The 12,622-nt window shown below is 47.7% G+C and carries 12 protein-coding genes; 9 read left to right on the top strand and 3 right to left on the bottom strand.

Going from position 1 to position 12,622, the window contains the following annotated elements:
• Window positions 1-33 precede the first annotated feature (33 nt).
• Window positions 34-537 carry a DUF2911 domain-containing protein gene (locus HC229_RS03365; protein ID WP_191019015.1) on the bottom strand — a complete coding sequence of 168 codons (504 nt, stop codon included), beginning with the start codon at window positions 535-537 and terminating at the stop codon, window positions 34-36.
• A 240-nt stretch (window positions 538-777) separates the two neighbouring features.
• Here HC229_RS03365 and HC229_RS03360 point away from each other — a divergent pair, with 240 nt between their 5' ends.
• The 5 genes from HC229_RS03360 (at window position 778) to HC229_RS03340 (ending at window position 6,025) form a co-directional block, all read left to right on the top strand.
• Window positions 778-1,227, top strand: coding sequence for a response regulator (locus HC229_RS03360; RefSeq protein WP_191019014.1), 450 nt, complete (start codon window positions 778-780; stop codon window positions 1,225-1,227).
• A 110-nt stretch (window positions 1,228-1,337) separates the two neighbouring features.
• The gene (locus tag HC229_RS03355) at window positions 1,338-2,438 is read left to right on the top strand and encodes a fatty acid desaturase family protein (protein ID WP_191019013.1); all 1,101 of its coding nucleotides are present in this window, start codon (window positions 1,338-1,340) and stop codon (window positions 2,436-2,438) included.
• A gap of 95 nt (window positions 2,439-2,533) precedes the next feature.
• Entirely contained in the window at window positions 2,534-3,106 is a 573-nt protein-coding gene (locus HC229_RS03350) for a non-canonical purine NTP diphosphatase (protein WP_191019012.1), read from the top strand.
• 90 nt (window positions 3,107-3,196) lie between these two features.
• Window positions 3,197-5,077, top strand: coding sequence for a DEAD/DEAH box helicase (locus tag HC229_RS03345; RefSeq protein ID WP_191019011.1), 1,881 nt, complete (start codon window positions 3,197-3,199; stop codon window positions 5,075-5,077).
• Between the two features lie 180 nt (window positions 5,078-5,257).
• On the top strand, window positions 5,258-6,025 hold the full coding sequence (locus tag HC229_RS03340) for a carboxypeptidase-like regulatory domain-containing protein (RefSeq protein WP_191019010.1): 768 nt from the start codon (window positions 5,258-5,260) through the stop codon (window positions 6,023-6,025).
• Window positions 6,026-6,083: 58 nt separating this feature from the next.
• On the opposite strand, the gene HC229_RS03335 is transcribed toward HC229_RS03340, so the two are convergent.
• Window positions 6,084-6,749, bottom strand: coding sequence for a TrmH family RNA methyltransferase (locus HC229_RS03335; RefSeq protein WP_191019009.1), 666 nt, complete (start codon window positions 6,747-6,749; stop codon window positions 6,084-6,086).
• Window positions 6,750-7,215: 466 nt separating this feature from the next.
• Here HC229_RS03335 and HC229_RS03330 point away from each other — a divergent pair, with 466 nt between their 5' ends.
• The 4 genes from HC229_RS03330 to HC229_RS03315 all read left to right on the top strand — a co-directional run bounded on the left by HC229_RS03330 (window position 7,216) and on the right by HC229_RS03315 (window position 11,225).
• Window positions 7,216-7,950, top strand: a complete 735-nt coding sequence (locus tag HC229_RS03330; RefSeq protein WP_191019008.1) for a helix-turn-helix domain-containing protein — start codon at window positions 7,216-7,218, stop codon at window positions 7,948-7,950.
• Window positions 7,951-8,169: 219 nt separating this feature from the next.
• The gene (locus HC229_RS03325) at window positions 8,170-8,859 is read left to right on the top strand and encodes an SIR2 family NAD-dependent protein deacylase (RefSeq protein ID WP_191019007.1); all 690 of its coding nucleotides are present in this window, start codon (window positions 8,170-8,172) and stop codon (window positions 8,857-8,859) included.
• A gap of 267 nt (window positions 8,860-9,126) precedes the next feature.
• Window positions 9,127-10,395, top strand: coding sequence for an aminotransferase class I/II-fold pyridoxal phosphate-dependent enzyme (locus tag HC229_RS03320; RefSeq protein WP_191019006.1), 1,269 nt, complete (start codon window positions 9,127-9,129; stop codon window positions 10,393-10,395).
• Between the two features lie 359 nt (window positions 10,396-10,754).
• Window positions 10,755-11,225 carry a hypothetical protein gene (locus HC229_RS03315; RefSeq protein ID WP_191019005.1) on the top strand — a complete coding sequence of 157 codons (471 nt, stop codon included), beginning with the start codon at window positions 10,755-10,757 and terminating at the stop codon, window positions 11,223-11,225.
• A gap of 273 nt (window positions 11,226-11,498) precedes the next feature.
• On the opposite strand, the gene HC229_RS03310 is transcribed toward HC229_RS03315, so the two are convergent.
• On the bottom strand, window positions 11,499-12,620 hold the full coding sequence (locus tag HC229_RS03310; protein WP_191019004.1) for a GNAT family N-acetyltransferase: 1,122 nt from the start codon (window positions 12,618-12,620) through the stop codon (window positions 11,499-11,501).
• Window positions 12,621-12,622 lie beyond the last annotated feature (2 nt).

Raw genomic sequence — 12,622 nt, 5'->3', positions numbered from 1 at the left:
ATAGCCGAAATTGGCCGATAAAGACACTTCGCGTTATTTCGCGCTGACCGGAATGCTGACCGTATCCCAGTTCAACGAAAATCCTTTCGCTGTGATCACATACGTCAATTTTTCAGATTTCGGGATCGAAGTCGTCTTGACACCGACGCGCAGCTGATCCTGCGACTGGTTGTATTTTTCGGTTCCTCTCTGTTCAAGGTCTTTGTTGAAGATCACGGCCGCTTCCCCTTTCGAAGGAATTATGAAGACGGAGTATTTTCCTGCCGGAAGTTCTTTGCCTTCTATCGTAAGTGCCTTGTCTGTCTCGAATGTCGTGGCGGCATTGGCTCCGGCTCTCCAGATTTTTCCGTAAGGGACGAGTGCTCCCCAAATTTCGCGATCGCGCACCGATGGGCTGCTGTAATTGATCGTCACGGTCGCATTCCCGATTTTTCCGGTAGCGGTTTCAGGCGTGCTCAGTGGTTTTTTGTCTTGGGCTTGGGAAGCGAATCCGATAAGGAAAGCAAAAAGGGCAATGGTCGTTTTAAGTGGTTTCATGTAGTATGGATTTTAATGTTGCCCAAATTTAGCGAAATACTGCGGATAAGCGCCAGGTATTGTTTTGCGAATTTCGATGTTTATCAGAAATACCTTATCGAAATTAAAAAAAGGCGACCGTTCCGCGACAATACCGATAATTTTCGGTCAAAATATTCATTTCCAATATTTTATAATTATCTTTATGGCAACCTGCGGTCGGCGTTTTTGGGGAGATGTCGGCGGCGCAAAACAAAGGTGATGGCAGCCAGACAAACAGCTACGCGTTTCATCCTTACCGATGACGATGCGGACGACCGCAGCTTTTTCCGCGAGGCGTTCAGCGAGCTTGACGTGCATGGAGAGTTGCGTACTTTCAGCGACGGAAAAGAATTGATGGACTACCTGAATTCCGCAGACTTGGCTCCTGATGTCGTCATCCTCGATTTGAACATGCCGCGAAAAAGCGGATTCGAGTGCATCAACGAGATCCGATCCAACGAGCGCTTCAGCAGCACGTCCATTGCGGTGTATTCCACGTCTTCATCCGATAAGGATATAGAAACGACGTTTAACAGCGGGGCCAATCTTTACATCAAGAAACCCAGCGATTACAATGTACTCAAGAAAATCATCCGCACTGTTTTGGGAACCGATTGGAGCCATTACGCCATGCATACGCCCCGTGAAAGTTTCCTGTTCCGGCCTTGAAAATTCTGGAAATTCCAATTTAATCCGATTCCCACTTCGTTATTTTAACACTCTCGATTTGTGGTTGTAACCCGACGGCTTTATTTTTACGTACGAAACGGCAACAGCACATGAATCAAAACAAGCGACCGGTCTTTCAAAAACCGAAACCAGACGACTTTTACATCAAGTTGCACAAGGAAGTCGAGGAGACCGTCCTAAAAAATGATTACCATTACAAGCAGAACATCGTCAAGGCTTTTCTTTTCCTGTTCGGCTATTTTGCTCTGTACGGCTGTATTTTATGGTTGGGTGCGCAAACTTATTGGTTGTACTTTTTTTATGTGGCGCTCGGTTTCAATACCATCCTGTTGTTTATCAACTCGTTCCATGACGCAGCTCACGGCGCGCTGTTCAAAAGCCCTAAAAACAACCGCGCCTTTATGTATGTGCTCGAGCTTTTCGGGACGAACAATTGGCTTTGGCACAAGCGTCATATCGGTTTGCATCATCCGCTGCCGAATGTGCCGGATTGGGACATCGACATCAAACAAAGCGACATCATCAGGATTTTTCCGACAAGCCCGTTGCTGAGCCTGCACAAATACCAGCATATTTACATGTGGTTCATTTATCCGCTTTACACGCTGAACTGGCTTTACATACGCGATTTCAAGGATTTTTTCGGACGCAAGGACAACTATGTCAAGCAGGTGACCAAAATTCCGGAATCGGAGGTTTACAAATTGTTCGCCTCGAAAATTTTCAACCTGGTTTATATGCTGATCCTACCGATCCTTGTGTTACCGCAAGCCTGGTATATCATTTTTGGAGGCTGGATCGCCTATCACGTATCGGCAAGTTTGGTAGCGGTAGTCGCGCTGGTCTCGACCCACGTCGATGAAGACGCCATGTTCCCGATCGCACCCAAGGACGGAAAAATGCCCACGACCTGGGCCGAACACCAAATGATCGTCACCAAGGATTTCAGTGCTGACAGTGTCGTGGCCAACTTCATCTACGGTGGGTTCACCCATCACGTCGCCCACCATTTGTTCCCGGCGGTGGCCCATACCTACTATCCGAAGATCACACCTATCATTAAGAAGTACGCCCGCGAATACGATTTGCCGTACACTTGTTATCCGTTCACGCATGCCGTGCGTTCCCACTTCAGGTTGCTCAAGAATTGCGGCCGTCCGGAAAATATTTTGAGGACGGGAGAGCTTTGATTTTTCGTTTGGTTAAGCACCGTCTTCTTGCCGGCCCGACGTCTTTCGCCGCGACGCCCGACATCCATTATTAATTTCATTATTAATTATGATTGATGAAACTCGTTTTCGCTTCCTCAAACAAAAATAAAATTGCAGAAATAAAAGCCATGCTTCCGTCGGGCATTGAGGTGGTCGGCCTCGAAGAAATCGGTTGTTTTGAGGAAATTCCCGAAACGGCAGACACGATTGCGGGCAATGCAAAACTAAAAGCCGATTACGTGACCCGGCATTTTGGCTACGATTGCTTTTCGGACGATTCCGGTTTGGAAGTCGACGCGCTCGATGGGGCACCCGGAGTGTATTCCGCCCGTTATGCGGGAGCGGCCAAAGATTCCGATGCGAATATGGACAAGCTGCTTGCCGAACTTCATGGCAACGAAAACCGGGGCGCCCAATTCAAGACCGTCATTGCGCTCAATCTCAACGGAGAACAACACTTGTTCGAGGGAATCGCAAGGGGAACGATTGCGGAAGCGAAACAGGGAAATCAAGGCTTCGGTTACGATCCGGTGTTTGTTCCTGAAGGAAAAACCCTAACATTTGCGCAAATTCCGATGCAGGAAAAGGCTGCCATGAGCCATCGCGGGATCGCTTTTTCGAAGCTCGTGGCGCATCTGAAAAAATAACTTGTTGATTATCAATAAGAAATAAAACGTAATCATTGTAGGTTTAGCAATTTATTCCACGTACCTTTGCGCCCAATTTAAAAATATAAAATGAATAAATTCGAACAATTAGGTCTCAACGAATCCCTTTTAAAAGCTGTCGCGGACATGGGATTTGAGACTCCATCAGAAGTACAGGAAAAGGCGATTCCCCTATTGCTCGCTGACGATATCGACATCGTCGCCCTAGCGCAAACCGGAACAGGTAAAACAGCCGCCTTCGGTTTTCCGCTAATCCAGAAAATAGATACTGAAAACAGGAATACACAGGCTTTGATCCTCGCACCGACGCGGGAACTTTGCCTTCAGATCACCAACGAGATCAAGCATTACGCCAAGTACGTGAAAGGTTTGCATACCGTTGCCGTTTATGGTGGCGCTTCTATAACAGAGCAAGCGAGAGATGTAAGAAAAGGCGCCCAGATCATCGTGGCGACTCCGGGTCGTATGCAGGATATGATCAACCGTGGTTTGGTCAACATCACACAAATCAACTATTGCGTCCTTGACGAGGCCGACGAAATGCTCAACATGGGATTCTATGATGACATCGTCGCCATTTTGTCTACGACACCTGACGAAAAGAAAACGTGGTTGTTCTCAGCTACGATGCCGGCCGAAGTGGCACGCATCGCAAAGGAGTTCATGAGCAAGCCGACCGAAATTACCGTCGGGACGAAGAACTCAGGTTCGGCTACTGTTTCCCACGAATTTTATATGGTGAACGCACGCGACCGTTATGAAGCGTTAAAACGATTGGCCGATGCGAATCCCGATATTTTCTCTGTGATTTTTTGTCGTACGAAGCGCGATACGCAACACGTAGCTGAAAAACTCATCGAAGACGGATACAATGCCGCGGCTCTGCACGGGGATTTGTCCCAGGCGCAACGCGATTCGGTCATGAAATCGTTCCGCGGACGCGCGATCCAGATGTTGGTGGCTACCGACGTTGCCGCCCGTGGAATCGACGTCGACAATGTAACGCACGTCATCAATTACCAGCTTCCTGACGACGTTGAAACCTACAACCACCGCTCGGGCCGTACGGGTCGCGCCGGAAAATTGGGAACGTCCATCGTGATCGTGACCAAAAGCGAGGTGCGCAAGATCCATACGATCGAAAAAATGATCAAGCAGAAGTTCGAGGAAAAGACGATACCGTCCGGAATCGAAATCTGTGAAATACAATTGTTCCACCTTGCCAACAAGATCAAGGATGTCGAGGTCGACCACGAAATCGACAGCTATCTTCCGGCGATTTACGAGGTGATGAAGGATTTGACGAAAGAAGAAGTCATTACCAAAATGGTGTCGGTGGAATTCAACCGCTTCCTCAATTATTACAAGAAGAACGCCCGCGACCTTTCGGCACAATCGCCACAGGAACAGCGCGAGGCCAAGCTTCATTCCGGAGGCGGAACGCGTTATTTCATCAACATCGGATCGCGTGACGATTTCGATTGGATGCAGCTCAAGGATTTCCTTAAGGAAGTACTCGAACTGGGGCGCGACGATGTCTACAAAGTCGATGTCAAGGAAGGTTTCTCTTTCTTCAACACCGATTCCGAACATAGCGAGCGCGTCGTGGAAACGTTGAACAACATAACGCTCGAAGGCCGACGCGTCAACGTGGAAATCTCCAAGAACGACGGTTACGAAAACAACAGCGGACGACGCGACCACGGCGGACGCAAGTCAGGTAACTTCACGCGTTCTGACAAAGGCGGATTCCGCAACGACAAAGGTTTCGGAAAGAAGGAATTTGGAGGGAAGAAGGAATTCGGAGCCAAAAAAGACTTCGGCGCCAAGAAAGAATTCGGATCCAACGACTCGGGCGACAGGAAACGCCCCGACAGTTTTGCATCGCGCGCACCAAGGCGTTCGGATAGTTTCGATAGCCCGAAGCCACGCAGGACGAGAAAAGACTGAGGATAGTCAGCTTAAAGTTTAAGGTTTAAGGTTTAAGGTTGTTCGGGCTCGATTCAACTTTACACTTTAAACCTTTAACTTTTTATAACGCTGGCAGATGTTGTTAATTTATTAATAATTACGGCCGACCCACGTTTAGTCTAGCCCCGTTTTACTACTTTTAGACCTTTAAAACCAAACATGAGATCGTTTACAGTCTTACTCTTTTTACTGTTGGCAGCGGGTGTTTTCGCCCAAAACGACAACCAGCCCCAACAGGTTTCGGGTATTGTGTCGAATGATGATACGTCTTTGCCGTTATCGGGCGTGAACATCATCAACCTGAACAAGATCAAGGCTTCTACCACAGATGAATTCGGTCGGTTTAAAATCGAGGCCGAAATGAACGATACGCTCCACTTTTCACTTATCGGATTCCAGCCTATCAAAGTGCGGGTTTCCAATGACTGGATCAAGAACAAAACCGTTACGGTGCATCTTACGGAGAAGGCGATCGCGCTTGAAGAAGTCATCATCCAGCCTTACCAACTCACGGGCTATCTCGAAGTCGACACGAAATTGATCCCGAGCAAGGAAGATTACCGCTACAGCATTGCGGGTTTGAACCGCGCTTACGAAGGCGGATCGTATGCTCCGGGTGCCTTCGGAAAGGTGATGGGCGCCATTTTCAATCCGGCGGACGCCCTTTATAATTTTTTCGGCAAGAAACCGAAAGAGCTCAAGAAGATCAAGGAACTTAAAAAAGACCAGAACATACGCACTTTGCTCGAAACCAAATACGACCGCGAGACCATAGCGGTGCTGCTCGGGATCGACAAGAAAGACCTTCCCGAAATCCTTGCCCGCTGCAATTATTCCGAATCTTTTGCCAAGACCGCGAACGACCTCCAGGTTTTGGAGGCGATCAGCGAGTGTTATGAAGAGTACAGGATTTTGAAGAGTAAGTAGGCGGAAGTTTAAAGTTTAAGGTTTAAAGTTTAAAGTTCGAAGTTTAAAGTTTAAGGTTTCACTGTTGCGATTTGGTTTCGATAAACCGGGACTCTATGCGTTCTATGTCCTTTATCGATTTGCGCGCCCAATCAAGCCTTTTTTCGAGTATTTCAGTTTCGGATAATTTCCAGTCGACATCGGCGTTGCGCAATCGCGATGTCAGGTTTTGGAGAATTATCGCCGCCGATACAGAAATGTTGAGGCTTTCCGTGAAGCCTTCCATCGGAATTTTAAGAAAACCGTCAGCTTGGTCGATCACCTGTTGGCTCAATCCGTTGCGTTCCGTCCCGAAAAACAATGCCGACTTTTGCGAGACGTCGAATTCGTCCAATGTACAATCTTCGGAATGAGGCGTCGTAGCGACAATTTTATAACCTTTCTCCTTTAGGTTGCCAATGCAATCCTGTATCGAGGCAAAACGGTTGATGTCAACCCATTTTTCGGCGCCCATCGCGATTTCCTTGTCGATGCTTTTGCCATATTTCTCCTCTACCACGTTGAGTTGCTGGATGCCAAAAACTTCGCACGAACGCATTACCGCACTGGTGTTGTGAAGCTGGAAAATATCCTCCATCGCGACCGTAAAATGGTTCGTTCGGCGCGAAAGCACTTGCAGGAATCGGGCTTTGCGCTCTTCGGTCAGTATGGATTCGAGGAAGTAAAGGAGTTCGGTATCGATCATGGCGCAAATATACTGGTGGATTTTCTGGCAGCCAAATCGGCTGTTCGCTTTTACTCCTCCCGTCAAAGCACTTTGTCACTATAAGCGCTGCGGGCTTCCTGCGGTCGCCCGCGCACTCATGTTCCAAATGCGCTTTGGCGGTGCGGGGTAACCGCTGCCATCCGGGCTGTATCCCGGGCGAACGAAATATCGGGTAATCTCAACGTCACCAGCCAGGGAACATTAACAAAATAGGTAGAAAAACTGTATCCATTTGCAGGTTTCGTTCCCGAACTTTGCAGACCTAACAAATCTCAAAGATTTGTTAGGTCTTACAAACTCAAAAATTGATGTGTATTTGTATAGCCGAAAAAAGCTACAATTCCTCTGCTGACGCGGCTTATTTCAAATGTCGTCCTAATGTCGGCTCAAAGACAATCACTATTTTTGGTTCATCTTTAAGTCTTTACAAACTTTGTCGAACATTATGAAACAGCCAGCACTAGGAAAAAAGATCGCTTTCCTTCGAGCCGAAAAAGGCATGACGCAAGCCGAACTCGCCGATCTCTGCAATGTTACCGTCCGGACGGTACAACGCATCGAAGCGGCGGAAGTCGAGCCAAGAAGCTTTACGGTAAAAGCACTTTTCGCCGCACTGGGCCAGCAGGCGTACGCCACGGTCCCGGAAGGTGAAGGTCGGCCGCGATCAAAATGGTCCGAAATGCTGGCGGACTTGTTTAACTTAAAGACGAATACAATGAAAAAAATCGCAATTTTATCGTCGCCAATCCTGTTGGCGATAGGTGTATTTCTAACGGTGAGCTCGAGCGGGTTCGCCCAGAACAAAAAGGTTGAAAAGGCGCTTGCCGAGACTAACGACGACTTCATGAAAGCGTTCAACTCCGGAAAGTTCGAGGCCGTGAAGGCAATCTATCTGGAGAACGCGTGTTCCGTTCCGGCAATCAGCCAGGAAATCTGCGGAAGCGACAACATCGTAGCGTATTTCCAGACGCTGCACAAAGGCGGCTTCCGATTTACCGATTTCAAATCGAAAAGCGTCAACATCACCGATACCGTCGCCATAGATAAAGGCATCTGGGCGGGCTCGGCCGAAGGGCAAAAGATTTCCGGGACTTACCTGACGCAATGGCGTCTGAAGGACGGAGTCTGGAAAATCGAGAACGAAAGTTCGAATGTAGGCGCGGACGCCAGTCCGAATTGATTGTTTTCTCGTCGATAACTTGTTGTAATCGATGCGATCGGAGATAAGTGTTAGAATCCTAAAACTAAGATCCGAATATTCCAAAGCCGCGAATTTGCGAATTCGCGGCTTTTTTCAATTAATGACGTTATTTTGAAGAAATCGGTATGCCGGGATAATTCCAAAAGTTTAAAGCGACGCGGTTTTTCAGGTGACAAATCGGTTTACTATCTTAGTCGTATGAAGAAAAAACTCGTAGTGCTCACGGGAGCCGGGATTTCAGCCGAATCAGGAATCAAGACGTTTCGCGATGCCGATGGTTTGTGGGAAGGTCACGACGTGATGGAAGTCGCCACGCCTGAAGGTTTTGCGCGCAATCCGGAACTTGTGCTCGACTTCTACAACCAGCGCCGGCGCCAGCTCAAAGAAGTGCAGCCGAATGCAGCACATACGGGTTTGGCTGACCTCGAGCGCGGGTTCGACGTACACATCATCACGCAAAATGTAGATAACCTACACGAAAAGGGTGGAAGCTCGAACGTACTTCACCTCCACGGCGAGCTGTTAAAGGCAAGAAGCGTTGCCAATCCTGATCGCATCCTCGACTGGGAAGGTGATTTGCTGTCAAGCCACACTGACGACAAGGGTTTTGCGTTGCGTCCGCATATCGTTTGGTTCGGGGAGGAAGTTCCCGCTTTGGAGGAAGCCGTAAGGTTGACCGAAGAGGCCGATATCGTGGTTGTGATCGGGACATCGTTGCAAGTATATCCGGCAGCGGGTCTTGTTTCGTATGCGCGGGCTGACGTCCCGGTGTTTTATATCGACCCGAATCCGGCGCCTATCGACGGATTGCAAAATCTTGAAGTGATCGCGATGAGTGCCACCAAGGGAGTTGAAGTGCTGAAGCGGCGATTGGAGTCGTATTTATGACCGTATCTTCTTACCTACTCGGATGCCCAGCCCCGATGGAAGCGGTTAGCCCGCAGGAAGCAGGCGATGGTTTTCAGGGAGAGCCGAAGCGACCGCAGGAAGCTTTGGCACGACCATAAAAACCCGCCGATGACGAGGACTAGTAGCGCACAGCGGGAATGGCTGCATAAAAATAAATTTTAATCGTCGGCATTGGTTTTCCTTTTGTCGCGAATTAGTTATTTTTGCACGCGAACCGCTGAATTGGTTCCCTTTACTACTCGAAATATGGTGAAAGATCTTTTTGAAAGAATCCAGAAAAATAAAGGCCCGTTGGGCAAATGGGCTTCACAGGCCGAAGGTTATTACGTGTTTCCCAAACTCGAAGGCGATCTGGGCCCGAGGATGCAGTTTCACGGCAAGGAAATCCTGAATTGGTCGATCAACGACTACCTCGGTTTGGCGAACCATCCTGAAGTGCGCAAGGCAGATGCCGATGCGGCCCTTGAATACGGCTCGGCTTATCCGATGGGTGCGCGCATGATGAGCGGTCATACCGATTTGCACGAGCAGTTGCAGAACGAACTGGCGGATTTCGTCGGGAAAGAAGCGGCTTACCTGCTCAATTTCGGCTATCAGGGAATGGTTTCCACGATCGATGCTTTGGTTACGAAAAATGACATTATCGTGTACGATGTGGATTCCCACGCGTGTATCATAGACGGTGTGCGCCTTCACATGGGCAAGCGTTTTACGTACAAGCACAACGATGTCGAAAGCATCGAGAAGAATTTACAACGCGCTACCAAAATGGCCCAGGAAACCGGTGGCGGGATTTTGGTCATTACAGAAGGTGTTTTCGGGATGCGCGGACAACAAGGCAAGATCAAGGAAATTGTCGAGCTCAAGAAAAAATACAACTTCCGTCTGTTGGTGGACGACGCCCACGGTTTCGGCACGCTCGGGAAAACGGGCGCCGGGGCAGGAGAGGAGCAAGGTTGCCAGGATGGGATTGACGTTTACTTTTCGACGTTCGCCAAGTCAATGGCGTCGATTGGAGCATTTATCGCCGCCGACAAGGACATCATCGACTACCTCAAATACAATTTGCGTTCGCAGATGTTCGCCAAGGCGCTCCCGATGATTTTCACAAAAGGAGCTTTGAAACGTCTTGAGATGCTGCGTTCGATGCCGGAATTGAAAGACAAGTTGTGGGAAAACGTGAACGCGTTGCAAAACGGCTTGAAAGCCCACGGATTTGACATTGGTGACACCAATACGTGCGTGACGCCGGTCTATCTCGAAGGAAGCATTCCGGAAGCGATGATGCTCGTGAATGATTTGCGCGAGAATTACAATATTTTTCTTTCGATCGTGGTCTACCCGGTCATTCCAAAGGGAATTATCTTGCTGCGCATGATCCCGACGGCTTCGCATACGTTGTCTGACATAGAAGAAACATTGAAGGCGTTCGACGCGATCCGGGAGAAGCTTCAAAGCGGTAAATATTTGGAGTTGGCGCAAAAGCACACGGTTGATGTGAGCGATGAAAGATAATGAGTCAATTAGATAATTAGTCAATTAGCGAATTAGCGAATTGGTCAATTAGCGAATTAGTCAATTAGCAAATTAGTCAATTAGTCAATTAGCGAATTAGTCATTTAGCGAATTAGCGAATTAGTCATTTAGCGAATTAGATAATTAGTCAATTAGCGAATTAGTCATTATCGAATTAGCGAATTAGTCAATTAGCGAATTAGCGACCTGAGGCGTAGCCGAACGGGACGAAGGCGACTAGATAATTAGATGATTCGATGAAATGAACAAACCGTCTGTTAGGGCGGTTTTTTTTGTGATTGGGATTTTGTTAACGGAGGTGTTTTACAGAAACCCGTAAATTTAAAAAAACAAGTTTTATGAAAAAATACGCTTTAGCCGCAGCATTCGCCGGGCTTTCCCTTGTCGGATGCAAAAAAGAAACCGATAAATCGGATGAGACGAACGACACCGTCGTTGCCAAACAACCCGAAGCCGCTTCGATACACGAATGTTATGCGTTCGTACAGCAAAGAGACACCATTTCCCTCGAAATCGATCAGGATGGAGCGAAAGTCGCCGGAAACCTTCACTTCAAAAATTACGAAAAAGACAGCAGTCACGGGCCTGTCGCAGGGGAATTTGTGGGCGATACGCTGAAATTGGAGTATACGTTCCAGTCTGAAGGGATGACCTCGGTGCGTGAAATCCGATTCTTGAAAAGCGGAAACTCTATGATAATGGGAATTGGGGACATGGACGAAAAAAATGGCAAGATGATGTTTACCAAGCCGGCTGACGTCAAGTATGACAAGAATTTGGTTTTGGTGATGACGGAGTGTGAGCCTTGATAATTAGCGAATTAGCGGATTAGCGAATTAGTTAGTCAATTAGATAATTAGTCGATTAGATAATTAGTTAATTAGAGAATGGTCAATCAACGACCGGAGATGTAACGCGCGAAAAAGTTAATCGATCGTCCGTCAACCTCGAACTTTAAACCTTAAACTTCAAACCTCGAACCTTAAACCTTAAACCTTAAACGTTAAACCTTAAACGTTAAACCTTAAACGTTAAACCTTAAACTTTAAACTTCAAACCTTAAACTTTAAACTTCAAACCAACTACAAATCCTTAATAAACGTCGCGCGTCGTTTCGTCACCGGGGAATTGAAGAATTTCCAAAGGTTGTGGATGGCGTTATTTTCGTCCAATTCAGGCGTGCGGACGCAATATTTGATGCCGTTGGCCTTGAACGACCTGAAGTATTCGGCCATGATGATGGCAGTCAAACCTTTGTTCTGCCATTCAGGATCGACTCCGATAAGATAAAACAGCACTTCGTCCGTGTGTTTTTTGGCCCACCACAAACGCAGCCAGCCAAACGGCCACAAGCTTCCGTCTGAATCCTTCAACGCCTTGGTCAGCGACGGCATGCAGATCGAGAAAGCTATCATTTTTCCGTGTTCATCCTCAATGAACTTGAGGAATTCGGGATTGACCATGTCGATGTATTTGTCTTTGAAGAATTGCTTTTGCCTGTCGGAAATACCAACGAACGACGTCAATTTCGCGTAAGCATCGTTGAAGAGGTCGAACATAGGGTCGATGAACGGCATGACCTCGGCAATCGTCTTAGGGTTGTGGACCTTGAGGTTGTAGCGTTTCCGGATGAGCACATCTCCCTTTAGATAAGGCGCAACCTGCTCCTCGTTCGGAAAAACGAAGCGACTTTCTACAAATTCTTTTTCTTTCTGGAATCCGAGTGTTTTGAAGTGGTCGATGTAATATTCGTGATTGTACCACGTAATCATCGTGCTCATCTGGTCAAAGCCGAAAATGAGCGCCCCGACTTTATCGAGGTTAGAGAATCCCATCGGGCCTTCGATATTCTCGAGACCGTGATGGCGTCCGAGTTCCTCGACCTTGGCCAAAAGCGCTTTCGTGACTTCGATATCGTCGATCACGTCGAACCATCCGAAACGGACCTTTTTCTTATCGAGATCCCTGACTTCGTTCCAATTGACGATCGCGGCGACACGTCCGACGGCCTTTCCATCGCGATAAGCCATGTAAAAACGGGCTTCGGCATATTCAAAAACGGGATTGACGCTTTTGTCAAACGACATCAGTTCCTCGACAATCAAAGGCGGAACCCAATACGGATGATTTTTGTAAATCGAAAACGGAAACTTCACGAATTCGGTGAGTTCCTGTTTCGTCTTTTTTTCTTGTATGGTAATCATGG

This window comes from Flavobacterium selenitireducens (assembly GCF_014748335.1).
Lineage (GTDB): Bacteria > Bacteroidota > Bacteroidia > Flavobacteriales > Flavobacteriaceae > Flavobacterium > Flavobacterium selenitireducens.
Note: the sequence above shows the minus strand (reverse complement) of the source record. Positions and strands in the feature narration are given on the sequence as shown.

Excerpts from the sequence above, each read along its gene's own strand:
- HC229_RS03365 (WP_191019015.1), bottom strand. The coding sequence starts at position 537 with ATGAAACCACTTAAAACGACCATTGCCCTTTTTGCTTTCCTTATCGGA.
- HC229_RS03360 (WP_191019014.1), top strand. The coding sequence starts at position 778 with ATGGCAGCCAGACAAACAGCTACGCGTTTCATCCTTACCGATGACGAT.
- HC229_RS03355 (WP_191019013.1), top strand. The coding sequence starts at position 1,338 with ATGAATCAAAACAAGCGACCGGTCTTTCAAAAACCGAAACCAGACGAC.
- HC229_RS03350 (WP_191019012.1), top strand. The coding sequence starts at position 2,534 with ATGAAACTCGTTTTCGCTTCCTCAAACAAAAATAAAATTGCAGAAATA.
- HC229_RS03345 (WP_191019011.1), top strand. The coding sequence starts at position 3,197 with ATGAATAAATTCGAACAATTAGGTCTCAACGAATCCCTTTTAAAAGCT.
- HC229_RS03340 (WP_191019010.1), top strand. The coding sequence starts at position 5,258 with ATGAGATCGTTTACAGTCTTACTCTTTTTACTGTTGGCAGCGGGTGTT.
- HC229_RS03335 (WP_191019009.1), bottom strand. The coding sequence starts at position 6,749 with ATGATCGATACCGAACTCCTTTACTTCCTCGAATCCATACTGACCGAA.
- HC229_RS03330 (WP_191019008.1), top strand. The coding sequence starts at position 7,216 with ATGAAACAGCCAGCACTAGGAAAAAAGATCGCTTTCCTTCGAGCCGAA.
- HC229_RS03325 (WP_191019007.1), top strand. The coding sequence starts at position 8,170 with ATGAAGAAAAAACTCGTAGTGCTCACGGGAGCCGGGATTTCAGCCGAA.
- HC229_RS03320 (WP_191019006.1), top strand. The coding sequence starts at position 9,127 with ATGGTGAAAGATCTTTTTGAAAGAATCCAGAAAAATAAAGGCCCGTTG.
- HC229_RS03315 (WP_191019005.1), top strand. The coding sequence starts at position 10,755 with ATGAAAAAATACGCTTTAGCCGCAGCATTCGCCGGGCTTTCCCTTGTC.
- HC229_RS03310 (WP_191019004.1), bottom strand. The coding sequence starts at position 12,620 with ATGATTACCATACAAGAAAAAAAGACGAAACAGGAACTCACCGAATTC.